This window comes from Bradyrhizobium iriomotense, assembly GCF_030160715.1.
Taxonomy (GTDB): Bacteria; Pseudomonadota; Alphaproteobacteria; order Rhizobiales; family Xanthobacteraceae; genus Bradyrhizobium; species Bradyrhizobium iriomotense.
In genome coordinates this window covers 362,037-386,565 of the sequence record NZ_BSOW01000001.1, presented here as the reverse complement: position 1 = coordinate 386,565, position 24,529 = coordinate 362,037, and the positions used below count along the sequence as shown (strand labels likewise).

Below are 24,529 nucleotides of genomic sequence, written 5' to 3'. Positions count from 1 at the left end.
CACGATGGGCCTCGACACGGCCGCAATCCGGCGTGGCTGCCCCAATTGTGAGATCAAAACCTTTCGTCATCTCTGCGGCGCGGAACTCGATCATTTCCGCACTGCGGCAAAGGCGGAAGGCGCGCTGACGATCGCCTGCACGCAGCAGGCGGCACAGTTTACCGAGGAGGCCCGCGAACGTCCTGATGGAATCCGCTTCGCCAACGTCCGCGAGACCGCGGGCTGGTCGCGCGACGGCGCGAATGCGGGCCCGAAGATGGCGGCGCTGCTTGCAGCGGCTGCAATTTCCGCACCGGACTATCCGCTGGTCACGCTGACAAGCGACGGCGTCGTCCTAATCTACGGGCGCGACGAGGCGGCGATCGAAGCCGGCCGGATGCTCGCGGACCACCTCGATGTCACGGTCATGCTCAAGCAGCCGACAGACATCACGCCGCCTGCCACGACAGTCTTCCCGATCGTGAAGGGCACGATCCGCAATGCGCGGGGACATTTCAGCGCCTTCGAGCTCACCATCGACGATTATGCCCGCCCTCGCCCGTCCTCGCGCGATCGCTTCGTGTTCGATGCCCCACGCAACGGCGCGACGTCGCGCTGCGACCTCTTTCTCGACCTGTCGGGCGAGATGCCGCTGTTTCCCGCGCACGACCTGCGCGACGGCTATTTGCGCGCCGACCCCAAGGATCCGGCCGCCGTGCTCCGCGCGGTGCTTGCCGCACGCGATCTCGTCGGCAGTTTCGACAAGCCGAGATATGTCGACTTCACGCCGAACCTCTGCGCGCATTCGCGCTCGAAGCTGACCGGATGCCATCGCTGCCTAGATCTGTGCCCGACCGGCGCGATCACGCCCGCGGGCGACCATGTTGCTGTCAACGCCGAAGTCTGCGCCGGCTGCGGGCAATGCGCGGCCGCTTGCCCAACGGGTGCTGCCTCCTACGCGCTGCCGCCTGCCGACACCCAGTTGCAGATCCTTCGCGCCATGCTCCTTGCCTATCACGAGGCCGTCGGCGCGCATCCGGTGCTGCTGCTGCATGACGGCCCGCACGGCACGCCGCTGATCGACGCGCTTGCGCGTCACGGCGACGGGCTGCCGGCTAGCGTGCTTCCCCTCGCCGTCAACGAACTGACGCAGGTCGGGCTCGAAGCGGTCATCGGCGCCTTCGCCCACGGCGCATCCGCCGTGCGGTTCCTGCTGCGCGCAAAACCACGGCACGAGGTGACCGGGCTATCGCAGACCATCGCCATGGCCGACGCCATTCTGGCTGGGCTCGGATTTGATGGACGACGTGTGGCGACGATCGAAACCGACGATCCCGACGCGCTAGGTGCGCAACTGGGCGGGATCGAGATGCTTGCGGCGGTCGAGACGCCCGCAACCTTCAAGACCGTCGGCAAGCGGCGCGACCTGCTTCGATTTGCCTTGAGCGAATTGCATCGCCTGGCGCCAACGCCGGTCGACGTAATCGCCCTGCCGCAGGGCGCGCCCATCGGCGCCATCAACGTCAACACGGATGGATGCACGTTGTGCCTGTCCTGTGTCTCGGTCTGCCCGACCGGCGCGCTTCGCGACGATCCTGAGCGGCCTGTGCTCAAATTCGTCGAAGACGCCTGCGTGCAATGCGGCCTCTGCCAGAGCACGTGCCCCGAAAAGGTTATCACACTCAAGCCACAGATCGATTTCCGCGCGGCCCGCGCGCCCGCAGTCGTGATCAAGGAGGAAGAGCCCGCCGTGTGCATCCGCTGCGGCACGCCATTCGGCGTGAAGAGCACGATCGATCGGGTCGCGGCTAAGCTCGAGGGCCGGCATTGGATGTATCGCGCCGGCGACAAGAGGCTCGACGCCTTGCGGATGTGCGCCGACTGCCGCGTCATCGTCATGAGTGAACAGCAGTTCGATCCGTTCCAGGGCGTTCCGGAACGCACGCCGCCACGGACGACAGACGATTATCTGCGCCAACGAGAGCACAAGGAATAAAAACGCTACAACCCGTCTTCCGCGAAACGAAGCCTATTTCGACGTCGCGCGCGCCAGAAAGTCCGTGAGCGCGCGGCGGTCTTCGGCTGAGCCGATGTGCTGCTCCGGCATCTTCGTGCCGGGCGTATAGGCGTTCGGCCCGATCTCGAACAATTTTGACACGGTCTCCGGGGTCCAAACGATGTCCATCGCCTTGAGCGCCTCGGAGAAGCGATAGCCCGGCAGCGAGGCGATCTTCCGGCCGTAGAGTCCGGCAAGCGTCGGGCCGGCACGCTGCACCTCCTTGTCCGCAAGGGTGTGACAGGCGACGCAGGCCCTGAAGATTTCGGCGCCGTGATCGCCGGCATAGGCGGCGAGCGGATCGGCCGGCGTGCCCAACAGGTTCGAGCCAACGGCGTCGCCGGTCAGCGCATTCCAGCGCCCGATCTTGCCGTCCGCGCCGCCAGTCAGAAGCGTCGCGCCATCAGGTAGGAACGCAACCGACCAGACCGGGATGCCGGGCCCAACGAGCGTGCGCAGCACGCTGCGTGCCTTGCGATCGACGATCACCACAGTGCCGCCAATGCCGGCCGCGGCGATCAACGCGCCGTCATGCGAGATCGCCAGGGCCACGATCGGCGTGGCGTCGGCCGCGACGTTGCCACTGTCCTTGCCGTCGGCCGTCATCATGCGCAACCTGCCGTCCGCCGCGCCCGTGACGATCTCGCCATCCGGCGCAATCGCTACTGCGTTCAATGGCGCAGGCAACTTATGAATCTCGGACGTGCCATCCGCCAAACGCCAGGCCCGTGCCGTCTGGTCGTAGCCCACGCTCACGAGCGATTGTCCGTCCGGCGTGAACGCTACGCCGTTGACGTTCTGCGAATGCCCCTCCAATACCCGCGACGTACCGTCCGACAGCGACCACAGCCGCACGGTGCGGTCCCACGAGGCTGATGCGAGCGTTGATGCATCCGGCGAGACGGCGAGCGCGACGATAGGCCCCGTATGACCTTCGAAGACCCTGTCGGGTTGCTGTCGGCCGGCGGTCCAGATCGCAATGCGTCCGTCCGCGCCGGCCGTCGCCGTTCTCGCCTCGTCCAGGAAGGCGACCGCGTTCACCGCGTCCGCATGCAGGCGCAACACCTGCTCTGCAGATTCGGTTACAAGCGACCATCGGATCGCCGCCGTGTCGAAACTTCCTGATAGCACCGTCTTGCCGTCTACCGAGACGGCGATAGCCCGTACCGGACCACCGTGCCCGACCAATTGCGCGTGCACGGGTCGCAGCCCAGCGAGCGGCACGGCTGCGAGGAGCACGACGGAGAGACGCAAGCCTAGTTTCATTCACCGCCCGGGCAATCATGATACGGGATCGACCATCCCATTCTGCTTGATTTTGCGGCGCAGCCAAAACGTTGGCCCCGCATGTTCGGTTCCACAGTGCGACAAGCGGCGCCTTGAGCACCGCAGCACTGAATTCTAAGCTACACCGTAGGACCTCAGAGCCGGGGGCCGACCATGTACATACGTCCGAAAGCCTATTTGCAGGTATTATCGCGATTGCGACGCCTTCACATTTGGCTATCGCTTCGTCCCATTCTAACCAACCAGGAAGCGTCGCCCCTGCTCATTTTCGTCGTGGTCGTGCTGGCCCTGCTGCTGGCAATACTCGAAATCGACCAGCATGGTGCAGCGCTCCAGTCCCTGGGACTGCTCGGCGACCCAACGCAACCTAGTTTCACCAATTTCATGGGCCCTTGACAGTTCAAGAATACTGTCGATTAAGCCGATCGAAGCCCGCAACCGGTTTCGGAAAAGTTTCGTGAGCCGCCTATTGCTCCCCTGGTGCGGCCTCATCTCTCACGCGGAAACACCAACGATCGATCGTCGAAGTCCTGGACTGGAAGTTTGTCTGCCTGCGATCCAGTTTTGGGCTCCTGCACGCCGGCGACACGGGCCGCTCCGGTGTTCCCAACAATTGGCCAAGTGTGCGATCGCAGCATAGTCGTTGCGGCAACGAGCGACGCAACGGCAATTAGTCCGCAAATTGTCAGACGCTTCATGGAAATCTCCGTTGATTTGCGTGAGTTACCGGCCTGATTAGCGCCCCATCCGAGTTCCGAATGTGCGCCGCCTCACATCTCTCGCAACGGTGATCGGAGTTCCGCTTCTTTCGGCCCACTTCGATTCATGCAGGACTACGTTAGCGATCGCACATTCGGCGAGTCTCGATTTGCCGATCTCATGCAGCAGTGAAGGTGCTTCGCGATAGCTGCGCGTGGCCAAAGGGGCTGAACGACTTGCGTGAGCATGTAGCTGTGGCGCCACGCATCCGGAGGCGCCCCCACCTCAACGCCCTGCTTAAACTGGCTTGGATGAGATCTTTCTTGATCTCCCGGTGCACACGTCGGCACACGCCGCCTTCTCACCGCTTGAAAAGCCGCGACTCTCGCTCCAATCCATCATGGGCAAGTTTGAGCTAGCTCCAGCAATCGATGTCCGATTGGAGCTAATCAGAGACCGGTTGTTCCTACCAAAGACAATGTAGAAAGACCGTCTTTCACCCCTGCCCATGAGCCCACCGCACGTTCAAATCGTGGAGCCGCCCCGCCCCCGCTCCGACATCAAGCGGCTTTTGCGTGCCATGTCCTTCACGAAATCCCTCCTCCGATCCCGTTCCGAAGCTACGGTTTGCGTGGTGACTAGTTTAATGGACAAGCAGTGCGGCGGAGAGAGTGGGAGTCAAACCCACGATTCTCGATCATGGTGTTGAATTCCAATTACCAGCGGCCGCCATCAAGCCGGAGCGCGCATTGGCGCTTTTAAAAGAACCGAGCCTATGCTTCAGGTCAGCGGACCACTCGCGACCGTATGGTTGCAGGTTCGAACCCTGGCGAGCCCACCAGAGTGCCCAATCGCTCAATGATCCTTTTTTTGCCGCATCGGTGTAACAACGGACACGCCAAGCCACGCACGGTTCGGAACGTTCGCACGTTTGGCGATCTGATTGACCTGCACGACGAAGACATGCGCGAGGTTGGAAAGCCCCCTCGCCGGTCAAAAGCTGCTGTGAATGACCTCTTCAAAGGCCCGCGTGTGAAGCGGCTCTCGAACAAGGACAGCCTTCATTGGTGCTTCGGCTAAGACCCTAGGCGTCTCATCAAACGGAGCAATGAGGGTCGTAATCTTCGACACATCGAAACGTTTTGCATCAAGGAACGCCATCGACTTCTCAATGTTTGGACGTCCTTGGCCACGACCTGTATAAAAGTTGATGCCTTTGACATACATGGTCATCATTGGGACTTCTACATAACCAAAATGGCCGCCAACCGAGGAACATTGGCCCTCGTGTTCAGTCGATCGGATCGCGCATCGCAGTGCATCGGCGTTCGAACTGGCATCGACGGTGATGGCATATGTGCCCATGCGTTTAGGAGGCTCGCGCTCGATAGCGTTCGCCCCCAAGGCCTGCGCTATCTCTAAGCGCCTTCGATCCGTGTCCACATAATCAACTCGTCCAGCACCAGCAGCCCGGGCAAAGCCAGCAGCGTAAAGTGCGATCGAGCCGCCACCGCCCATGATTAGAACTTCTGCACCAGGCGCGGCGATCAGGTGGGGCACAGTTAACTCGTAGCCGAATGGAATGTTGTCGGAAAGGCTGGCCCAATGGGGTATGTCCGCGCCGGGACCACCGGAACCAAACTCGCGTTCGCATGAGGTATTCGGACGAGGTCTGCGAATAGGCATCCAAATTCGTTCTCGGTCGGCAAACCAAATGCCGCGCCCTTTGGATAGTGCGCACAGGTGTTTGGCTTGCCCCGGCCGACGCAGCGAAAACAGCTGCCGCACGAGATATGATAGCTTACGACGACAATCTGGCCGCGATAAAACCGGGCGCCGGGTCCAACCTCTACCACCTCGGCAATTGCCTCGTGTCCAAGCGCACATGGAGTTTCAAACGGTGTCTCGCCGCGAATCATTTTTACGTCGAGGTCGCAAGTCGTAGCAGCGATGGGCCTTACGATTGCATCCTCCGGATGCTCAAGTTTTGGTTCGGGAACTTCGCGCCATTCGAGCGCTCCACGGCCTAGAAACCAGAGTTGACGCATCGCGGTCACCCTCCTGTCGTGAGGCAATATGTTATCAGGCAACTAAACTCAAACCTCATGGCGCGAGCCCTCCTTCGTCGCCTCGATGTTGGCCGGCGGATTATCAGGTACGTGAAAGACCATAATCGTCGCACTAGCGGTCGCGCAGAGTTGCCCCTGAGCGTCGATCAATCGGGCCTCGGAGAAGGCAATCCTCCTCCCCACAGATAGAACCCGTCCCTCTGCGCGTATTGGGCTGCTCGCTTCAACTAGTCGCCGCTGGTACGAAACCTTCAGCTCAAGCGTTGCGTACGCCTGACCGATTGCGAGATGTGTGTGGACGGCTCCTCCACAAGCAGCGTCAAGCAGCGTCGCGGCGTAGCCGCCCTGAACCGACCCGAAGGGGTTATAGAAGCGCTTGTCCGGCCTCCCCTCGAACACGGCACGCCCCAGATCATAGTCGACGGCCTCAATGCTCATAGTTGACGATATCGGAGACGCTTTTCCTGCTTTCTTCAATGCGCGGAGGCGGGCGAGCCCATAAGGTATTTCTGCGGGGCTCTCCGAAACGGTTTCTGCCATATTGGTCTTCCCATGCTCGCCGATTAAGGACCGCTTGCGTCCTTCGCTTCTTCAATTCCGGTCGATAACGCGTGGATCATGCGAAAGCCGAAACGTGAGCTCGTTGTTGTGTAAACCGATCGGTGTATTTAAGTAGAGCACGGCATCCTCACCTGGCAAGCAAAAAATACACAGATCGGTGTAATTTCATGACATCTCGCGACAAGACATTGATGCGGGACAGGATTTTGCGGGCAGCCGATCACCTGTTCTACCAGGAAGGTTTCCAGGCAAGCGGCGTAGAAGCGTCGCCACCGAAGCGAACGTCAGCAAGCGGACCCTCGATAACTACTTTCCTTCGAAGGACGATTTGGTCGTCGCTTATCTTCAACGGAGGCTGAGGCCCATCCGAGCCTCCAGCAAAGGCAATTGATCAGATCCTCGAATTGTTCTCGCTGTTGGAAGGATTTTTCAGCTCAGCAGGTTTCCGCGGCTGCCCATTCGTGAACGCCATCGCGGAAGTGGGTGAAGCGAATGAACCTGCGAGACGAGTCGGGAGGCTGGCGCGTTCAGGTCAAAGAGCGGCGTGGGCGTGTGTCCAATGCCCGTTTTTGTCCAGTTCGTTCAAGCCGCGGACACGGCGATCTAAGAACAGGCAATCCAATCCATCATTGGCAAGTTTGAGCTAACCCGCTTTGATCACATGCGAAGGCATGCGGCCATGGCCGCATGACCACTCGCGATACCACGGCGATCAACGGCCCCTGACCCGCTGCGTTGGTACGCCGTTACATTGATGCCGACGAGCCTCTGTGTAATTCCAGAGGGCAGCAAAGGCCCGATTCACTCGGTAGCTCGTAGGGCTCGCCGCTGACTCCCTTTTAATGACGAAACACTCCTACCCCGCCGGCATCGTTTTCTCCACCAGCCGCGCCCAGTAGGAGTGGCCGAGAATATTGTCATTGAACTTGTAAGCGGGGTGGTGCAATTTGTTGCCGTCGCCCATGCCGACAAGGACCATCGCTCCCGGGCGACAGAAGTCTTTCCGGCAAGCCGCTCAGCGCGAGCTCTCGAAAGCAACGTGATTCCCGTTCAGGCGGCATCACTCAGTGGGCGGCCGCAGCGGTCACAACGGCTACGCGCCCGCCGGACAGCCGGTTGTCGAGGCTGATGGCGCCTGCACCGAACGCCGCGATCTGAAGCAGGCCGCCAGCCATCATGACGTTCTTGAGGAAGTGGATCATCTGGTTCTGGTCGACGAAGTTGCTGTGGAACGCCACGCCGGTGGCGACACAGAACACTGCCAACGCGAGCGCGACCGGCCGAACCTGGTAGCCCGCGATCAGCAAGAGTCCGCCGCCGAGCTCGAGCGCCACCGCCACGACGTAGGCGAGCGGCGGCAGAGGCAGACCGACTGCGGAAATCATCGCGGTCGTCGGACCGAAAGCGGCAAGTTTGCCGAGGCCACTCATGACGAATGGCAGACCGATCAAGATTCGGCCGATGAGGGGAAGATAACGGTTCATGGTAGTGGCTCCTTTGCTGGTGTGAGGTCAGGCGGCATCGACGAGGATGGACTCCGCATCCTCCATTGCCGTGATGGTGAGTTCGGGTTCGTCGAGGGCGGCAAGACCGTCGCCGACCGCAACCCGTTGCCCGTTGACGAGGATCGCGCCCTGGGCAGGGGCGAGATAGGTGTGTCGCAGATGCGCCGACGGCGCGTGGGTCAGCGTGGTCCCGGCGAGCAGCGTGGCGCCCAGCACGCGCGCGTCGGCGCGCATCGTGAGCGTCTCGGTGGTCTTCGGATCTCCACTCGCGAGTTCGATGAGGTGTCCGGCGCGATCTGCTTTGGGGAATTTGCGGGTGTCCCACCGGGGCGCTCCACCGCGTTGACGCGGACGCAGCCAGATCTGGAACAGCTTGAGTGGGGCTTCGTCGCGATTGTGCTCGGAATGGCTAATTCCGCTGCCGGCGCTCATTACCTGCACATCGCCCGCAGCGGTCCGGCCGACATTGCCGACGCTGTCTTCGTGCGTGACGCCCTGGCGGACATAGGTCACGATTTCCATGTCCGCGTGCGAGTGACGGCCAAAGCCGGTGCCAGGGGCGATCTCGTCGTCGTTCCAGACCACCAGCGCGCCAAGGGGTCCATTCGCGGGATTGCCGTCGGCAGACACGATGAAATGGTGGCGCGCTTTCAGCCAGCCACGGTCGCCGTGATCGAGCGTCTCGTTGGACCGAAGCTGCAACATGACCATTCCTCTTCGTAGGACCCGTGTCCGTTTCGGGAATGGTTATGTGGCCAAACCGGCGGCTTGATTAGTCAGCAAATTCCGGACGCGTCGTTCTATCTGGTGAACGCCAACCAGCTGCCCCCGCGGTGAGACAGCCAACCGGCCCGGCGCCTGTCCGGAAAGAACCCGTCCGTGACCCCTTTGAGCCTGAAGCAGCGAAGCGCGCGCGGGTTGCGTTTCCTGGCGGAGCAGCTTCATCCAAGACGGCATCGACGGACGCATCATGATGTTGTCTGGAGACGCCAACCCGGGTTCGCTCGAAATTTGCAGGCGCCTCCCTACGAGGCGGCTGACGATTTCAGGGCCGTGGCGGCGAAGTCGATCACCGCGCGGACGCCCGGCAGCATGCCACGTCGCGAGACAAAGACGAGATGAAGGATGCCTTCGGTGCCGCTCCATTCCGGCAGCACGCGGACGAGCGCACCGCTTGCGAGCGCGTTCTGACAATATCTGGCCGGCAACAACGTGATTCCGGTGCCCTGGGACGCCGCGGCCATCAAGATATCGAAACTGCCGCTGGCAAGGCGGGGCTCGACCGGTACGCTGCTGGTCTCACCGTTTTCTGCCGTCAGAAGCCAGGTACCGCCGCTCTGCTCGTCCTGGTCCAAGATGGGAAAATTGCCGAGGTCCGCCGGCGATTTCGGAACGCCCGCCGTTGCGAGCAAGTTCGGGCTTGCGACAAGGATGCGCCGGCTCACGCCGATGCGTTTCACTTGCAGGTCTGCGTCGGTATCGAGGCGCTCGCGAACGCGGATCGCGACATCGACACCCTCGTGGATCAAATCGACCGGGCGATTGGTTGCGATACATTGAACGCGCAATTGAGGATGAGCCGCAAGGAAGCCAGGCAACGGACCGGCAATCGCGCCCTGAAGTCCGAGCGGGCAGCTCAGCCGGACGAGCCCGCGGGGCTCGGCTTGCATGCGAAGCGCGACCTCCTCGACCGCGTCGGCCTCGATCATTGCGGCCTGCGCATGCTCGTAGATTTGCTGGCCGACCTGGGTCAGCCCAAGTCCGCGCGTCGAGCGATCGAGCAGCCGCACACCGAGCCGCTCCTCCAGCAAGGCGACGCGGCGGCTGATGCGCGATTTGGGCACGCCAAGCGCGCGAGAGGCCGCCGAGAATCCCCGGTTGACGACGACGGCGACAAAGAACTGGAGATCGTTAAGGTCGCGCACCGTTTCCTACCGACTGCTTCTCGCAAGTCCAACCCGTTCCCGCCGACGACAATGCCCCTATGTTTCGGGTAGATGTATCATCGCCCGGTGAAGACGATCCTCTGTGGCTCGATCCCTTGCTTGATGGCCTCAGCCCGCGCCGTGCGGCCGCGCCTCGCATCCTCGGAGCTGTGAAGTGCCATGGTGATATCCAGGATCATTGCATCGGCGGAAGGCACGCCGCCTCCCGACCACGCCTTCAGCAAGGTTCGTATGGCCGCGTATGAGCGCGTGGGACCGGCCGCCAGACCCTGCGCGAATTTGAGCGCAGCCGCTTCGACATCACCCGCCGGCACCACCTGGGTTGCGATTCCCAGTTGACCCGCGGTGACACCCGACATCGGCTCGCAAAGCATCGCGCAACGGGCTGCGCGCGAGCGACCGATCCGCTCTGCGAGCCGCTGCACCGCGCCGGCGACGGGCGCAGACCCCACGGAGGCCTCGATGCAGCGGAACACCGCGTCTTCAGCCGCAACGATGAAATCGCATGCCAGCGCAAGCTCGAAGGCACCACCATATGCAGCTCCGCGAACGGCGGCGACCGTAGGTATCGGCAACGCTTCGATGGCGCGGAACGACTGATTGCATTCGGCAATGAAAGTCCGGAACTGACTGGCATTCTTCTCCAGGAAGTCGATCACGTCGCCGCCCTGGCTGAAATTCGGTCCTTCCGCCCTCACCAGCAATGCCCTGATGTCGCTCTCGCTGGCTTCGTGGACGGCTTGCTTCAGTGCATTCGAGAAGTCGGATGCAATGAGATTCTTCGGCGGGTTTGCCAGCACGATATGACCGACCGAGTCTTGTTGTTCGAACCTGATCACCTGCATTTCAACCTCCCTTCAATATGCGCATTGTTGCTGTCGACGTTCCGCTCCACGTTTCGGCTGCCATTTGCCGAACGATGGCGTTGAATTTCGCGGGAGCTTCGAGCTTGAGCATGTGACCGCAATCCTCGAACGGATGCGATGTCGCCCCCGGCGCCGCAGCGAGCAGGCGCTCGGCGTGGTCTCGATGCGGAGCGACCTGGTCGCGCGTGCCGGAAAGAATGGCAATCGGGCATCGCACTGCCGAGATCATATCGGGCGCGTAAGCGGTGAACAGCGACCGTATCGCCTGTCGCCAGCCGTCGGTCGTCATCGCGTCCCGCAGGCGCTCGACATGCTGCCTGACCGACGATGGCGTATCAGGTGTCAGCAGCCTGTCCGCGATGGCCGCGCGTGAAACCGGAATGTCGATATCCGCCGTGCAAAGCCAGGCGTTGAGCTCGGCCGCGCGGGCGTCGCCGACGAGGTGACCCCTGGCGATGTTAGGGGCGGAAAGAATGAGGCTGTCGACCAGCGCCGGATAATTTTTTGCGAAGGTCAGTGCTACGACGCTTCCCCACGAGCTGCCAACCAAAGCGGAAAGCCGCTTCACGCGGAGAGCGCGCAGGAAGGCCGCCAAAGCGTCCGCGTAGTCGTCGATGGCTACGTCCTGCTCGGGGATTGGCGTGCTGCCGCCGAAGCCCGGTGCATTCCAGGCAATCACATGAAACTCCCGAGACAGCCCCGCAAGCTGAGCGCGATAGCCGACCGAGTTGGAGCCGAGTCCGTGAAGCAGCAGCACCGCGGGATTGCGCGCGTCTCCGGCGGCGCGATACTCGATGTGGCCCCGTTTCCCCGGATACACCGGCGACGCAACGGCCACCTGCGCAAGCCTGGGCAAGTCCTGCGCAAGAAGCTCGGTATCGACGGCGGACAATGCGGCCATCCGTCAAGCTCCAGCCGCCAGCTCGAGTTGCTGGGCTGGTTCGTGAGCATCGTCGGAGCGGTAGCCGAGGCGACGGGACAGATCTTTCGCGGTCTGCCGAAGGGCGCGGGCGAATGCGCCGTCGAGATCCGCGTGAAATCGAGACGCCTCGCCGACCGCGCTCAGAGCCAGCACCGGCCGGCCGCTTGCGTCGAGCACCGGCGCACTGAGGGCATTGATCAGCGTTTGGCTGCGGTAGAAGATTTCGAGTCCCTGCCTTGCCAGTCCAAGCCGCCGGACCTCTTCGAGGCGGTCCTCCCAATCGGCTGCCTCGGCCGTTGCGACCTCTCCAGGCAAGCCAGTCTGCGCGATTGCCTTGGGCGGAAGATGTGCGGCGAATGCCCGGCCGGTGGCCGTCGAGGTCACCGGCAATGTCAACCCCACGGGAAGCGCGTCGCTGACGGGAGCGGAGGCCGGCTCCCAATGGGTGATGGTGGGACCATGAGTGCCCCAGACGGCGAGCGCCATGGTCTCGTCGAATTGGTTCGCGAGGCGCTCGATCGCGCGGGTGCCGAGCCGCATCGCGGCGAGTTGCGCCTGCTTGCGATCGCCCGACAATGGGTTGTCGGCCATGTCGTGCGGATCAGCCAGGAGATATTGACCGTTGCCAAAGACAAGCGGCTTGCGTTCCGCGCGATCGATCGCAAGCACCTCGCCGACATAGATCGTGTGGTCGCCGCCCGGCACACGGGATACGACCCGGCACTGAAGCCTGGCGCTGCAATCGCGGAGCAGCGGCACGCCGCCCGATCCGATATCAATATCGATGCCGGCGAACTTCTCATGCGAGGACTTCGCAAACCGCTTCGACAGCTCGATCTGGTCCTCGGCGAGGATATTCACGGCAAAGCATTCGGCCTTGAAGAATGCGGGGTGACTGTGACTCCTGACCGCCTGGCTCCAGAGCACCAGCGGTGGATCGAGCGACACCGAGCTGAAGGAGTTGGCGGTGACGCCATGAAATCGGCCCTCGTCATCGGTCGTGGTCACAACAGTTACGCCGGTGACGAAGGTTCCGAGCACGCGCCGCAGGTCGCGGCTGTCGAACAGAGGAGCATCAGGCATCTTCCACCTCCTTGCGTTCACTCGTTTTGTGCACTCATGCAGCGACCGCTTCTTCCGCCTTCACCGCCGGCATCACCTGTTCGGCGAAGCGGCGAATCGAGGCCACAGCTTCCGCATGCGGCATGGTTCCGAACATGAAGCTTCCGATCACGTAGTTCAGACCGCCGAGCGCGACCTGGTCGGACAGGATCTGCGCGACCGTCCGGGTCGAGCCGGCGATCGCATGGCCGGATTCGACGAGTTGGTCGAACGAGGGCGGCAGCTTCGCGTTGACTGGCTGTGTTCCGTGCTTGCGCCAGAGCTTGATGAAGTGCTCGTAGAACGCCGGCCACGCCTTTCGACCCAGCTCGTGGGCGTCGCGGTCGGTCTCGCCGACGATGATGTAGCGGTTGACGCCGATGAGCGGATCGCTCCTGCTCTGTAGACCGGCTGCGGCCATCTCCTCGCGATAGCGATCCGAAATGGCGCGCACGCGAGATACCTGTCCACCGCAAACCACGTTCATGCCATTGCGCGCCGGCCAGACCACGGAGTCGGGCGAGCCGACCGCGTACCACATCGGCGGACGCGGGCGCTGGAGCGGCTTCATTTCCACCGCGTAGTCGTTCAAGCTCCAGAACTCGCCTGTCGTCGTGACGGAGTCCTGCGTGAAGCAGCGCTGGATCGCGTCGAAGGCCTCGGCATACATCTTCGCCGCCTTCGCGGAGTCGATCCCGAGCGCGTCGAGCTCGTGCGGTGAGGCGCCGCGGCCAATCCCGAACTCGAACCGGCCGCCGCTCAAATGATCGAGCATGCAGATCTCTTCGTAGAGACGCGCGGGATTGTAGGTGGGCAGCAAATAGACCAGCGGACACAGCCGCAGTCTTTTGGTCCGCTGCGACAGAGCCGCCATCCACACGCTGGGCGATGGTGTCGTGCTCAACGGGGTGCCGTGATGCTCGCTCATGTGGAAGCAGTGGAAGCCGAGCCGGTCGTAAAGCCCGGCGAGCGCAAGCCGGTTCTCATACTGCTCTGCCAGCGGAAGACCGGAGCGGTCGTTCTGATCGAAGACGCCGAATTTCATGATGAGGATCCCTTTTGGAGTGAACTATTGAAGCTTCGCCGCACCTAGGCGCCTTGCCGGACGTGGATCTGGAACAGGTTGTTCTCTGGGTCGGCGAACGTCGCCACGCTGCCGTGCGAACCCATGTCGCGGCTCGACAGGTGCCGCCCGCCAAGCCGCTCGATCCGCTTGGCGATCGCGGCCATGTCGGTCGCGCCGAAAACGACCACGCTGCCGCGCGCGCCTGTGGCCGCTTCGGATGGCGAGCTCAGCGCGAATGCGAGCTGCCCGGCCTTGAACTGGCACCACTGGTCGCGATCCCGAAATGCCAGCGGAAGCTCCAGCGCCTCTGCGTAGAAGGCCTGCATGAGATCCATGTCGCTGGCGACCGTGTAGACGCTACGGATGGCATCGAGGGGCATTTCTCTTCCTCCACGCATATTCAACCATATTGAATATATGTTTTATTGTTGTATGATGCTCGCAGCTTTCGTTTGTGTCAATCTCGATTCTCTGAACCGCTCGAAGGAAGCAGATGCAGGAGAAGAAGACGCGCCGAGGCATTCAGTCGGTTGAAATTGCCTTTCGGATTCTGAGCGTTATGCAGGGCAGTCAGCAGGCGATGGCCCTGAAGGACATCGCGCCGCTGGCCGGTCTGACGGCGAGCGCCGCGAATAACTATCTCGTGAGCCTGGTCAGGATCGGGCTCGCTGCCGCGGACGAGAAGCCGGGCCACTATCGCCTCGGGCCTGCGGCGCTCTCGCTCGGCGTCAGCGCAATTCAGCAGATCGACGGTTTCGAGGTTGTCCGCCGCGAGGTCACCAATCTGCGCGACATGACAAGACGAAGCGCGGCCGTCACCACATGGACCGACGACGGCCCGCTCAGCCTGTTCAAGCAGGACGGCGATCAGCGCGGCGCGTTCGAATTTCGCACCGGACTGATCCCGATGCTGAGTTCCGCAGCCGGAAAGATCTACGCCGCACGGCTGGCGCCCAACCTGACGACGCATCTGATCGCGCAGGAATGGGATGCTGTGTTCGGCGGCAAAGTCGACGCCGCAAAATTCAGGGAAGATGCGAGCCGCGAGCTGAAACGAAAGGGCTATACGACGATCGTCCGCTCCGACCTGACCGGCTATGTCTCCATTGCCGCGCCAGTGCTGGACTGGAATGGCGATGTCCGGTTCACCCTTAGTCTGGCAGGTACGCGGGCCTCGATGAAGATAGAGCCCTCGAGCGATCAGGTGAAAGCCCTGCTCGACAGCGCCTCCAGCGCAACGCAAGCACTCGGCGGCAAGACCGAACGCCGCGAGTAGCCGATTGCGCCGTGCGCACGCCTACAGAACGACCTCGATCAACCGGGGGCCGCGATTTTTCATCGCGCTGCCGAACAGGCTTGCGAATGCCTCGACAGATGCGGCGCGATTGGCCTCCACGCCCATGCCGGACGCGAGCTTGACCCAATCGAGCTCGGGATTGTGCAGATCCAGCATCGAAAAAGCCTTTGGCCCCGGATCTCCGGCGCCGACCCGTGCGAGCTCGATGTTGAGGATTGCGTAGGAGCGGTTGGCGAAGATCACCGTGGTGACGTCGAGCGCTTCCCGCGCCTGCGTCCATAGCGCCTGGAGCGTGTACATCGCCCCGCCATCGCCGTGGAGACAGACGACTTTCCGGTCGGGGCAAGCGGCACCGGTGGCGACGGGAATGCCCTGCCCGATCGCGCCACCGGTGAGCGCGAGGTGATCGTGCGGCGCGATCGCGGCCGCAAAGCGATGAACGCCACCCCCTGCCGTTGCGCCCTCGTCGGAGATGATGGCGCCTTCGGGAAGGAAGTGGGCGATGACCTGTCCGGCGGTCTGCGGATTGAGTGGTCCGGCCGGAATGTCGGGCTTGCTGAGTGGGCCGACATGCAATGGCTCCTTTGCCGCCTTCACGACCTCGGCGAGCGCCTCCAGCGCCGCCGTGCCATCCTCGTCAGCGTGGGCAAGATACAGAATCCTGCAGTCCTCGGGCGTGCACCAGGATGGCTTGTTTGGATAGGCGAAGAAGCTCACCGGCGGGCTCGCGCCGACCAGGACCAGTTGCTCCGTTCCTTTCATGAACTCAACGATCTGCTCGGCGAAATACGGGATACGCTCGACCGCCACGCGTCCGGCGCCGCGCTGGCAACGCGGCGCGAAGGTGTCGCAGGCGATCCGCGCGCCGGTCGTCGCCGCGATGCGGCCCGCCGCGCTCAGTCCGCGCTCCCTCAGCGCAGCTCCGCGGATCAGCAGCATGGTCTTGCGGCCCGATTTGAGCGCCGCGGCTGCCTGATCGATCGCCTCGCTCGAAACCGTCGCCGGCATCGGCTTCGGCAGAGCTGGCGCCGGCCGGTCGGCTTCGAGCCAGGCCGTGTCGGCAGGCAGGATCAACGTCGCAATCTGTCCGGGAGATTGCAGCGCAGCCTGCACGGCGCGCGCGCCGTCCGCGGCGACGGTCTTCGCACTCGCCGACGAATGCACCCAGGCGGAGACCGGTCGCGCGAAGCCATGGACGTCGGAGGCGAGCGGCGCGTCATATCGTGCATGATAGGTCGCATGGTCGCCAACGATATTGACGATCGGAGTCGCTGCGCGACGTGCGTTATGGAGATTGGCGAGCCCGTTCGCGAGCCCGGGTCCGAGGTGTAGCAGCGTGGCGGCTGGCTTCTCCGCCATGCGTCCGTAACCATCGGCCATGCCGGTTACTGCGCCTTCGAAAAGTCCAAGCACGACCCGCATGCCTGCGACCCTGTCGAGCGCGGCGACGAAATGCATTTCCGATGTACCGGGATTGCCGAAACAGACCTCGACGCCCGATCCGACCAGCGTCCGCAACAGACTCTCTGCGCCGTTCATGCCATTTCCCCGTTTTGTTGTTGATCTCCCTCGCGGCGATGCCCTAAAGCGCGATGAGATGGGATGAATCGTCATCGCGCTTTAGGTTGTTGTTTGAGCATGATCTTTCGGAAAACCGCTGCACACTTTTCCGGATCATGCTTTAGAGATGTCGCGTCAGACGAAGGCGCTTAGACCGGTGATCGACTTGCCGACGATTAAGGTGTTTATCTCCCTGGTGCCTTCATAGGAGTAGATCGCCTCGGCATCGGCCACGAACCGCCCGATGTGGTTCTCGAGGAGGATGCCATTGCCGCCAAGCAGCTCGCGCGCATAGCCGACCGTCTCGCGGCACTTGACCGTGCAGAATGCCTTCGCGAGCGACGCATGCTCGTCGCGCATCACGCCTTCGTCCTGGAGCTGGCCGAGACGCAGCATCATCGCCTGGGTCGCCGTGACGTTGCCGAGCATGCGCACCAGGAGATCCTGGACGAGCTGGAAGCCGCCGATCGGCCTGCCGAACTGGACGCGCTCGGTCGCGTAGCGCAGCGCATGCTCATATGCGCCCATTTGGCAACCGACGGCGAACCATGCCACGCCAGTGCGGGTCATCCGCAAGACCTTGGCGGTGTCCTTGAAAGAATTCGCATTCTGGAGACGATCCGGCTCCGGTACGCGGCAGTCCTTCAAGGTGATCAGACCGTTCTGCACGACGCGGAGCGCCATCTTGGTCCTGATCTTCTCGACCGAGAAACCCGGATTGTCCTTGCCGACGACAAAGCCCTTGACCTGGTTCGTCCCCTCCTCGCGTGCCCAGATCACGTTGACGTCGGCGAAGGTCGCATTGCCGATCCATTTCTTCTGGCCGTTGAGGATCCAGACCTCGCCCTCGCGGCGGCAGGTCGTCATCATGCCACCCGACGTGGCAGAGCCGACCAAAGGCTCCGTCAGGCCGAACGAGCCGATCTTCTCGAAACGCATCATGGACGGCAGCCAGCGCTGCTTCTGCGCCTCGTCGCCGCACAGATAGATCGAGCCCGCCGACAGGCCGGTGTGCACGCCCCAGAACGTTGCAACCGACGCGTCGACCCGCGCCAGCTCCATCGCGACGAGGCCATTCAACAGCCAGCTACCGCCCGCCGCACCATAACCTTGATAGCCGACGCCACCGATGCTGATCTCGGCCATCTTCGGAATGATCGCGAACGGAAATTCATCGCGCCCCCAATATTCCTCGATCAGGGGCGCAATGACGCCTTCGGTGAAGTCGCGCACGCGCCGGAGCAGCGCGCGCTCGCCCTCATTCAGCACATTCGCAATCCTGTAGAAGTCTCCCTCAATGGGCGGTGGTGCATAGTCCGATTTCATCTGCGGATTTGCCATGGTTCCTTCCCTCGTGCGTGCCGGGTTTCACCTGATATTTCGCGGGCCGCGCAAGATCTCCTCCTCTGTTACTGCCTAAGGCCCATCAGTCAGAAACGCCTCGATCAGAGCGGCGGTCTCCGCCGGTCGCGTCACCATGAACAAGTGCCCATCATCGATCATGCGCAGTTCGGCATTTGGAATCAGTCTTGCCAGAATGCGACCATTGATCGGAGGCACCAGCGGATCGTCGTGGCCCGACAGCACGAGCGTCGGCTGCGACAGCATCCACAGCCATGGCAGGCTGGTCCAGCCGGCCATGGCGAGGAGCTGGTACAGATAGCCCAGATTTCGCGTGCCATGCATCGCCGCGGCATGGCGGCCGATCAGCGACGGGTCGTCGCGAAATGCTCCGCCATAGATGTCCGCCGCGATCCGGTTCATGTAGAGCTTGTCGGTATAGCGCCGGGGCGTCGCCATCTTCCACAGCACCGCCGGGCTCGCCGGCACCATGGTGAAACCGGGCGCCGTCGCGGCCAGCACCAGCCGGCGGCACAGGTTCGGATACTGATACGCGAATTGCTGCGCGATCCCGCCGCCCCAGGAGACGCCTGCGGCATCGACCTCGGCGTAGCCGAGTTCTGCAACGAGACCGGCGCCCAACCGCGCCAGCGTCGACGGGCGATACGGAAAGAGTGGCCTCGGCGAGGCGCCGACGCCAGGCACGTCGAAGATGATCGCGGTCGTGCTCGTTAGCGCCTCGAGCAGCGGCTTGGCCAGCTCCCAGTTGGCCCCGATCCCGTTGAACAGCAACAGCGGCGGCTGCCGTGCGCCGCAATGCCTGATCGCGATCCGGAGCGATTGCCCGTCGATCGCGATCTGCCTGACTTCGAACTCGCCCGGCTTCCCGGTCGCGGCTTCTTTGGCGGGCTGCACTTTCGTCATCATGTCATTCAAAGACGTATGTTCCCGGAGCTTGAGCCAGGACGGGATGGCGCCTGCTACCGAGGGACGTCGGCGCATCCACATCCTCGCCTGATCGCGCGTGAAGCCAATCCCGCCAGTCGAGCCACCAGCTTCCCTTCCGCTTCTCGGAGGCGGCCAGGAACGCGTCCGGTCCGCCCGAATTGACGGGCCCGATCATGAAGGACGCCTTCGGATTGGCCGGCGGATTGAGAAGGCTCTGGAGGTGACCGCTGTTCGACAGCACGAAGGTCGTGCCCGGACCCATGATCTGCGCCGTCCTGTGCACGCCCTTCCAGGGCGTGATGTGGTCGGTGACACCGGCAACGACGTAGCAGTCGGCCTTCGCCTTGCTCATATCGATCGTCTTGCCGTTCAGCGTGAGCTTTCCGGCATTGACGAACGGGTTCGTGAAATAGAGATCGAGATAATCGCCGTGAAGGCGAGCGGGAAGCCGCGTTGTATCAGCGTTCCAATACAGGATATCGAAGGCGGGCGGCTGATTGCCGAGCAGATAGTTGTTGACCCAATAATTCCAGATCAGATCGTTCGGCCGCATCCAGGCGAACATCCGCGCAAGCTCGTGACCGTCGACCAGACCGCGGAGCCGCGAGGCCTCCTTGGCTGCCCGCATGGTCTCCGGGGTCATCAGGCAGCCGAATGCACTCTCGTCGGCCGTATTGGGATCGAGCAGGCAGACGGCCAGCACCATATTCCTGACCTTGTCTGCGGCGCTGCCGAGCGTCGCGAAATACGCCGTCGATGTGATGCCGCCGGAGCAGGATCCCATCATCGAGATATCGTCGCTGCCAGTGACCTCGCGCGCGGCGTCGACGGCTTGGTCGAGCGCAGCGACGTAGCGGTCGAGGCCCAGGTCGCGATCGGCAGCGGTCGGATTGCGCCAGCTCACGCAGAACACCTGAATGCCGCTCTCGAGGAGAAAGCGAACCATGCTCTTGTCGGGCGAGAGATCGAGCGCGTAGTACTTGTTGATCTGCGGCGGCGTGATGACCAGCGGCCGCTTCCAGACCTTCGGCGTCGTCGGTGCATACTGGATCAGCTCCAGCAGTTCGTTGCGGAGGATCACCGCGCCCGGCGTGGTCGCGAGATTCTCGCCGACCTTGAATGCGTCGCGATCGACCATCGACGGCATGCCGCCGTTCCGGGTGAGGTCGTCGACATAATTCTTCAAGCCATGCCAGACGCTGCGACCACCGGTGTCCACGAATTTGCGTATGGCCGCCGGGTTGGTCAGCATGGCATTCGTGGGAGCGACCGCGTCGATCAGGATCTCCGTGACCAGATGCGCCCGCGCCTTGTCAACGTCGCTCAGACTCGTCTTGTCGACGAAGCCGCTGACAGCGTCGCCCCAGGCGAGATAGGCCTTGAGCAGGCCGCTGTGCAGCGCACTCTCGTTCCAGGTGGCATCGGAAAATCGTCGGTCCCCTGCCCGGGGCGCACGTTCCGATTTGCCGGCGACAATAGAGCCGAGCTCGCCGAGGAAGGACAGCCATTGCTCGGTCGCGACCTTCGGCTCGTTGACGACGGCCTTGAACAGTACGCCCGCGCTGTCGAGGAGATCCTGGCCCCGGATGCCGACAAGAGGATTGAGCGCGAGCGTGTTCCGGGACGCGTCTTCAAAAATCCCCTCGGTTGACGGGACTTGTTGGCGATTTTCGGCGTTCATTGTTGTCGCGCTCCCGCGGCAGGAATCAGAAGCGACAGTGTCTCGGCGATCAGCGCAGGCTTCTCCGCCCCCTCCACTTCCAGCATATTCTGGGTCCTCATGATCACCTGTCCACCCTCCCTCGGCTCGATCCCGGCGAGCACGACGCGCAGCCTCACGCGCGCGCCTGCCGGCACGGGCGCGAGGAAACGAACCTTGTCGATCCCGTAGTTCAGGCCCGCCGCAGCGTCGGTGGGGATGACACCGATCTCCATGGCGAGCGGCGCCACCATCGCAAGCGTCAGGTAGCCGTGGGCAATGGGACCGCGGAAAGGACTTTCCCGTTTCGACCGTTCGACGTCGACATGGATCCATTGGCGATCGCCCGTGCAGGACGCAAACGTATCGATGCGCGCCTGGTCGATCGTCACCCAATCGGAAAGGCCCAGTTCCTGGCCAACTCGTTTGCCCAGGCCGGCAAGAGTGAGAGTGCTCACGCTATCCTCCTCGATCATTCGTGGCTGCGGCCGCATTCGGACGGCTACATGTTCCCGTACCGCTTCCGCAGCTCCTGCTTGTTGATCTTTCCGACACTCGTCTTAGGGATGCTGTCGATGAAGATGATGCTCTCCGGAATGCCGTACTTGGAGATGATGCCCTTCTCGGCGAACGTCTTGAGATGGTCCTTGATGGCCGTATCACTGACGCTGTCTGCCGTAGTCTCCTGCTTGACTACGAGCGCGAGCGGTCTTTCACCCCACTTTTCGTCCTTCACACCGATGACGGCGGCGTCGGCAACGCCGGGACATTGCGAGATCAAGTCTTCGATTTGCAGCGACGATACCCATTCGCCGCCGGTCTTGATCACGTCCTTGATACGGTCGGTGATGTGCACATAGCCGTCGGGGCTCACCACCGCGATGTCGCTGGTGTGCAAATAGCCTCCAGCCCAGAGCTGCTCGGAGCTTTCGGGGTTGTTGAAGTAACCCTGCGTGAGCCAGGGCGCGCGCAAGACGATCTCGCCGGGCGACTTGCCATCATGCGGCACGTCCTTCATGTCGTCGTCGACGATGTGCAGATCGACCAGCGGCCCTGCCATGCCGGCCCGGGTGCGGAACTCGACCTCCCCCTCCGAGTCGCCGGAGAGGTCCTTTGATCTGACATGGGATACGGCTGCCAGGGGGCCGGTCTCCGACATCCCGTAGCCTGCGAAGATGTCGATGCCTGCAGCGAGCGCCTGTTTGGCCAGCGCTTTCGGCAGGGCCGAGCCGCCGATGACCATCTTGAGGCCCTTGAGATCGGTGTTCGCCTTGGCGGCTGCGTCGAGCAGCATTCGCAGAATGGTCGGCACGCCGTGGGTGAAGGTCACGCCTTCATCCTTGATCAACTTGACCAGCATCGCCGGCTCGTAGCGCCCGGGATAGACCTGCTTGGCCCCGGCGAGCGTCGCCGACCAGGGGAAACCCCAGGCGTGGACGTGGAACATCGGCGTGATCGGCATGTAGACGTCGTCACGCGAGAAGCGGCCCTGCGTTCCCGCAATCCCGAACATCGCAAGCCCAGCCAGTGTGTGCAGGACGAGCTGCCGGTGGCTGTAATAGACTCCTTTGGGCAATCCGGTCGTGCCGGTCGTGTAGAAGGTGGTCGCCTGGGTATTCTCGTCGAAGTCGGGAAAGTCGTAGTCGGGCGAGGCGGCGGACAACAGGCTCTCGTATTCGCCGATAAACGACAGGCTGCCGGTCTGCGGGGCTGGCGCGTCCGACATCAGGATCAGTCGCTTCACCCTCGGCAATTGGGGCTTCAATCCCTCCAGCAGTCCGACGAATTCGTCGTTCACCAGCAGCGTCGACGCGCCGGCGTGATCGATCGTGTAGGCAATCTGCTCGGGCGACAGGCGGACGTTCACCGTCTGGAGCACGGCACCCATCATCGGGATCGCGAAGAACGCCTCGAGGAAGCGATGGCTATCCCAGTCGAGGACGCCGACGGTGTCACCGGGCTCGACGCCCGCCTTGCTCAAGGCCGAGGCCAGACGGCCGATGCGCTCCCTGATCTGGCGGTAGGTGAAGCGCCTGAGATCGCGATAGACGATCTCCTGATCCGGCGCCTGCATCCGCGGCGTGTGCCACAGCTGCTTGAAGATCAAGGGGAACTGATAGGCAGATTTCGCGGTCTGAATCAGCCTTCCAACCATGGCGGCCTCCGTCGACGTCTCATCCCAGCGGCCGTCGCGGCGTCCGCAGTTCTGAGCGCGCGGATCGCCTGGCCGAGCTGTCGCACGACGAGCCCGTCGTGCGACACGAGCACAAGCCTCGCGCGCGGCCTCGTCCTTGTGAAGGTCCGGAACGGACGACGCCCGGTCCGGGCCGGACACGCTGCGCCGTGGACCCTGATGCGTCTTGAATAAAACCGCTGCTATTTGACCAGGAGGCAGAGTGCTTCTCAGCGCCGCACAAACGGGCGACCTGGAAGCCTTTTGGGCGATCGAAAAACGGCTATTCTGTCTCGACAACAATGCAGCATATGCTGATAGCCGAGCCATGCTGGCTCAGGCGTTAGGACGGTATCCATAGGCAGGTTCAGTTGAGCGTTTCCAGGCAGCCAAGCAAAACGATCGAGGCGAAGAACGCGCTGGTCGTCGGAATGGACGAACGCGTCTACGAGTCGACCAAGCTCGCGGCTCTGTTCGACGAACTGGTGGCTCAGGGCACCCCTGCCAACGAGATCCTGCAAAACATCGCGCTCCAGGTGCCGGACGTGCACTCTCCAAAGACCAGGATCTCGCTCACCGAGTTGACGACGGCTTGCGAGAACGCCGTTCGACTCTCGAGCGATCGACGCCTGCCCTACCGCATCGGCGCATCCATCCACATCTCGACCTACGGCATGTATGGATTTGCCATTCTCTGCTGCCCAGACTTTCGCGACGCGATGTCCTTTGCATGGCGCTATCACTCGCTTGCCGCGCCACTTGCAACGATCGAGTTCAGGGAAGAGAAGGGTTTCGCGAGTTGGACAATCGAGCCCAACGCGCGCGCCACGATCGACCCACGGGTCTACCGCTTCATCACGGAGATGCAGATCGGCATCCATATTTCGCTGATGCGCGACATCATGGGCGCGGCATTCGTCCCGGATCATGTCAGCCTCACCTATCCGGAAGCAGACGATTTCCGCCTGCCCGCCGATCTGATCGGATGTCCCATCCGCTTCTCGAATGGATTCAATCGGATCGTCTTTCGCTCGGACTGGCTGGATCAGACCGCACGTCTCGGAAACAAGACGACCTATCCGATGATCGTGGCGCTCTGCGATGGACTTCTTGATGAACTGAAATTGCGGGTCGGGATCGCCGGCGAAATCCGCGCACTTCTGCTGCGGGACATCTCCAACCCGCCGACGCTCGCCGACGTGGCGAAGCTGCTCGACATCAGCGATCGCTCGCTGCGGCGCCAGCTTCGGCAGCAAGGCATTTCCTTCCGCGGTCTCCTGGATGAGCTCCGGAGCCACATCGCGCTGAAATATTTGCGCACGACGAAACTCGCCAATGAGGACATCGCGCTGGCGCTCGGATTCAGCGATGCCGCAAATTTCCGCCGCGCCTTTCGCCGCTGGACGAAGAAATCGCCGAGCGAGATCAGAGCCGAGTAGACCGGCAGCGGCCAT

The 24,529-nt window shown here is 62.6% G+C and carries 23 protein-coding genes and 1 pseudogene; 4 read left to right on the top strand and 20 right to left on the bottom strand.

Annotated features, from left to right (window positions below):
- Nucleotides 1-4 precede the first annotated feature (4 nt).
- Entirely contained in the window at nt 5-1,975 is a 1,971-nt protein-coding gene (locus QQL28_RS01735) for a 4Fe-4S binding protein (RefSeq protein WP_284260351.1), read from the top strand.
- Nucleotides 1,976-2,008: 33 nt separating this feature from the next.
- On the opposite strand, the gene QQL28_RS01730 is transcribed toward QQL28_RS01735, so the two are convergent.
- The 5 genes from QQL28_RS01730 to QQL28_RS01715 all read right to left on the bottom strand — a co-directional run bounded on the left by QQL28_RS01730 (nt 2,009) and on the right by QQL28_RS01715 (nt 6,630).
- Nucleotides 2,009-3,301, bottom strand: a complete 1,293-nt coding sequence (locus QQL28_RS01730) for a c-type cytochrome (RefSeq protein WP_284260350.1) — start codon at nt 3,299-3,301, stop codon at nt 2,009-2,011.
- A gap of 255 nt (nt 3,302-3,556) precedes the next feature.
- Nucleotides 3,557-3,688, bottom strand: coding sequence for a hypothetical protein (locus tag QQL28_RS01725; protein WP_284260349.1), 132 nt, complete (start codon nt 3,686-3,688; stop codon nt 3,557-3,559).
- Between the two features lie 1,326 nt (nt 3,689-5,014).
- On the bottom strand, nt 5,015-5,701 hold the full coding sequence (locus tag QQL28_RS01720) for a zinc-binding dehydrogenase (protein ID WP_431309564.1): 687 nt from the start codon (nt 5,699-5,701) through the stop codon (nt 5,015-5,017).
- Nucleotides 5,584-5,940 (bottom strand): alcohol dehydrogenase catalytic domain-containing protein, encoded by a 357-nt coding sequence (locus QQL28_RS46070; RefSeq protein ID WP_431309563.1) that lies wholly within the window; start codon nt 5,938-5,940, stop codon nt 5,584-5,586. Before QQL28_RS46070 ends, QQL28_RS01720 begins: the two co-directional genes overlap by 118 nt.
- 177 nt (nt 5,941-6,117) lie before the next feature.
- Nucleotides 6,118-6,630, bottom strand: a complete 513-nt coding sequence (locus QQL28_RS01715) for a PaaI family thioesterase (protein WP_284260347.1) — start codon at nt 6,628-6,630, stop codon at nt 6,118-6,120.
- Nucleotides 6,631-6,823: 193 nt separating this feature from the next.
- Here QQL28_RS01715 and QQL28_RS46065 point away from each other — a divergent pair, with 193 nt between their 5' ends.
- The gene (locus tag QQL28_RS46065; RefSeq protein ID WP_431309562.1) at nt 6,824-7,042 is read left to right on the top strand and encodes a TetR/AcrR family transcriptional regulator; all 219 of its coding nucleotides are present in this window, start codon (nt 6,824-6,826) and stop codon (nt 7,040-7,042) included.
- A gap of 465 nt (nt 7,043-7,507) precedes the next feature.
- Here QQL28_RS46065 and QQL28_RS01710 read toward each other — a convergent pair.
- The 9 genes and pseudogenes from QQL28_RS01710 to QQL28_RS01670 form a co-directional block, all read right to left on the bottom strand.
- Nucleotides 7,508-7,642, bottom strand: a pseudogene (locus QQL28_RS01710) (amidohydrolase); the annotation flags it as partial.
- 73 nt (nt 7,643-7,715) lie between these two features.
- The gene (locus QQL28_RS01705) at nt 7,716-8,135 is read right to left on the bottom strand and encodes a DoxX family protein (RefSeq protein ID WP_284260346.1); all 420 of its coding nucleotides are present in this window, start codon (nt 8,133-8,135) and stop codon (nt 7,716-7,718) included.
- A gap of 27 nt (nt 8,136-8,162) precedes the next feature.
- Nucleotides 8,163-8,861, bottom strand: coding sequence for a pirin family protein (locus QQL28_RS01700; RefSeq protein WP_284260345.1), 699 nt, complete (start codon nt 8,859-8,861; stop codon nt 8,163-8,165).
- A 320-nt stretch (nt 8,862-9,181) separates the two neighbouring features.
- The gene (locus tag QQL28_RS01695; RefSeq protein WP_284260344.1) at nt 9,182-10,081 is read right to left on the bottom strand and encodes a LysR family transcriptional regulator; all 900 of its coding nucleotides are present in this window, start codon (nt 10,079-10,081) and stop codon (nt 9,182-9,184) included.
- Nucleotides 10,082-10,158: 77 nt separating this feature from the next.
- A complete protein-coding gene (locus QQL28_RS01690; RefSeq protein ID WP_284260343.1) occupies nt 10,159-10,947 on the bottom strand; it encodes an enoyl-CoA hydratase/isomerase family protein in 789 nt (262 codons plus the stop codon).
- A 1-nt stretch (nt 10,948) separates the two neighbouring features.
- Nucleotides 10,949-11,869: an alpha/beta fold hydrolase gene (locus QQL28_RS01685; protein WP_284260342.1), complete on the bottom strand. Its 921-nt coding sequence runs from the start codon at nt 11,867-11,869 to the stop codon at nt 10,949-10,951.
- Between the two features lie 3 nt (nt 11,870-11,872).
- Entirely contained in the window at nt 11,873-12,973 is a 1,101-nt protein-coding gene (locus QQL28_RS01680) for a flavin reductase (protein ID WP_284260341.1), read from the bottom strand.
- 34 nt (nt 12,974-13,007) lie between these two features.
- Complete coding sequence (locus QQL28_RS01675) at nt 13,008-14,036, bottom strand: LLM class flavin-dependent oxidoreductase (protein WP_284260340.1); 1,029 nt, start codon at nt 14,034-14,036, stop codon at nt 13,008-13,010.
- Nucleotides 14,037-14,080: 44 nt separating this feature from the next.
- Nucleotides 14,081-14,437 carry a VOC family protein gene (locus QQL28_RS01670; RefSeq protein ID WP_284260339.1) on the bottom strand — a complete coding sequence of 119 codons (357 nt, stop codon included), beginning with the start codon at nt 14,435-14,437 and terminating at the stop codon, nt 14,081-14,083.
- Nucleotides 14,438-14,550: 113 nt separating this feature from the next.
- On the opposite strand from QQL28_RS01670, the gene QQL28_RS01665 reads away from it, so the two are divergent.
- Nucleotides 14,551-15,333, top strand: coding sequence for an IclR family transcriptional regulator (locus QQL28_RS01665; protein ID WP_284260338.1), 783 nt, complete (start codon nt 14,551-14,553; stop codon nt 15,331-15,333).
- A gap of 21 nt (nt 15,334-15,354) precedes the next feature.
- Here QQL28_RS01665 and QQL28_RS01660 read toward each other — a convergent pair whose 3' ends face one another.
- From QQL28_RS01660 to QQL28_RS01635, 6 genes are all read right to left on the bottom strand, one after another.
- Nucleotides 15,355-16,893 carry an acetolactate synthase large subunit gene (locus tag QQL28_RS01660; protein WP_284260337.1) on the bottom strand — a complete coding sequence of 513 codons (1,539 nt, stop codon included), beginning with the start codon at nt 16,891-16,893 and terminating at the stop codon, nt 15,355-15,357.
- A 156-nt stretch (nt 16,894-17,049) separates the two neighbouring features.
- Nucleotides 17,050-18,255, bottom strand: a complete 1,206-nt coding sequence (locus QQL28_RS01655) for an acyl-CoA dehydrogenase family protein (protein WP_284260336.1) — start codon at nt 18,253-18,255, stop codon at nt 17,050-17,052.
- Between the two features lie 75 nt (nt 18,256-18,330).
- Nucleotides 18,331-19,179 (bottom strand): poly(3-hydroxyalkanoate) depolymerase, encoded by an 849-nt coding sequence (phaZ, locus tag QQL28_RS01650; RefSeq protein WP_284260335.1) that lies wholly within the window; start codon nt 19,177-19,179, stop codon nt 18,331-18,333.
- 4 nt (nt 19,180-19,183) lie between these two features.
- Nucleotides 19,184-20,884, bottom strand: a complete 1,701-nt coding sequence (locus QQL28_RS01645; protein ID WP_284260334.1) for an alpha/beta fold hydrolase — start codon at nt 20,882-20,884, stop codon at nt 19,184-19,186.
- Nucleotides 20,881-21,378 carry a MaoC family dehydratase gene (locus tag QQL28_RS01640; protein ID WP_284260333.1) on the bottom strand — a complete coding sequence of 166 codons (498 nt, stop codon included), beginning with the start codon at nt 21,376-21,378 and terminating at the stop codon, nt 20,881-20,883. Before QQL28_RS01640 ends, QQL28_RS01645 begins: the two co-directional genes overlap by 4 nt.
- Nucleotides 21,379-21,404: 26 nt before the next feature.
- Complete coding sequence (locus tag QQL28_RS01635; protein ID WP_284260332.1) at nt 21,405-23,057, bottom strand: fatty acid--CoA ligase; 1,653 nt, start codon at nt 23,055-23,057, stop codon at nt 21,405-21,407.
- 389 nt (nt 23,058-23,446) lie between these two features.
- On the opposite strand from QQL28_RS01635, the gene QQL28_RS01630 reads away from it, so the two are divergent.
- Complete coding sequence (locus tag QQL28_RS01630) at nt 23,447-24,514, top strand: AraC family transcriptional regulator (RefSeq protein WP_284260331.1); 1,068 nt, start codon at nt 23,447-23,449, stop codon at nt 24,512-24,514.
- Nucleotides 24,515-24,529 lie beyond the last annotated feature (15 nt).

Excerpts from the sequence above, each read along its gene's own strand:
- QQL28_RS01690 (WP_284260343.1), bottom strand. The coding sequence starts at position 10,947 with ATGCAGGTGATCAGGTTCGAACAACAAGACTCGGTCGGTCATATCGTG.
- QQL28_RS01700 (WP_284260345.1), bottom strand. The coding sequence starts at position 8,861 with ATGTTGCAGCTTCGGTCCAACGAGACGCTCGATCACGGCGACCGTGGC.
- QQL28_RS01685 (WP_284260342.1), bottom strand. The coding sequence starts at position 11,869 with ATGGCCGCATTGTCCGCCGTCGATACCGAGCTTCTTGCGCAGGACTTG.
- QQL28_RS01715 (WP_284260347.1), bottom strand. The coding sequence starts at position 6,630 with ATGGCAGAAACCGTTTCGGAGAGCCCCGCAGAAATACCTTATGGGCTC.
- QQL28_RS01635 (WP_284260332.1), bottom strand. The coding sequence starts at position 23,057 with ATGGTTGGAAGGCTGATTCAGACCGCGAAATCTGCCTATCAGTTCCCC.
- QQL28_RS01665 (WP_284260338.1), top strand. The coding sequence starts at position 14,551 with ATGCAGGAGAAGAAGACGCGCCGAGGCATTCAGTCGGTTGAAATTGCC.
- QQL28_RS01640 (WP_284260333.1), bottom strand. The coding sequence starts at position 21,378 with ATGATCGAGGAGGATAGCGTGAGCACTCTCACTCTTGCCGGCCTGGGC.
- QQL28_RS01735 (WP_284260351.1), top strand. The coding sequence starts at position 5 with ATGGGCCTCGACACGGCCGCAATCCGGCGTGGCTGCCCCAATTGTGAG.
- QQL28_RS01645 (WP_284260334.1), bottom strand. The coding sequence starts at position 20,884 with ATGAACGCCGAAAATCGCCAACAAGTCCCGTCAACCGAGGGGATTTTT.
- phaZ (WP_284260335.1), bottom strand. The coding sequence starts at position 19,179 with ATGACGAAAGTGCAGCCCGCCAAAGAAGCCGCGACCGGGAAGCCGGGC.
- QQL28_RS46070 (WP_431309563.1), bottom strand. The coding sequence starts at position 5,940 with ATGATTCGCGGCGAGACACCGTTTGAAACTCCATGTGCGCTTGGACAC.
- QQL28_RS01660 (WP_284260337.1), bottom strand. The coding sequence starts at position 16,893 with ATGAACGGCGCAGAGAGTCTGTTGCGGACGCTGGTCGGATCGGGCGTC.
- QQL28_RS01670 (WP_284260339.1), bottom strand. The coding sequence starts at position 14,437 with ATGCCCCTCGATGCCATCCGTAGCGTCTACACGGTCGCCAGCGACATG.
- QQL28_RS01675 (WP_284260340.1), bottom strand. The coding sequence starts at position 14,036 with ATGAAATTCGGCGTCTTCGATCAGAACGACCGCTCCGGTCTTCCGCTG.
- QQL28_RS01730 (WP_284260350.1), bottom strand. The coding sequence starts at position 3,301 with ATGAAACTAGGCTTGCGTCTCTCCGTCGTGCTCCTCGCAGCCGTGCCG.
- QQL28_RS01705 (WP_284260346.1), bottom strand. The coding sequence starts at position 8,135 with ATGAACCGTTATCTTCCCCTCATCGGCCGAATCTTGATCGGTCTGCCA.
- QQL28_RS01680 (WP_284260341.1), bottom strand. The coding sequence starts at position 12,973 with ATGCCTGATGCTCCTCTGTTCGACAGCCGCGACCTGCGGCGCGTGCTC.
- QQL28_RS01655 (WP_284260336.1), bottom strand. The coding sequence starts at position 18,255 with ATGGCAAATCCGCAGATGAAATCGGACTATGCACCACCGCCCATTGAG.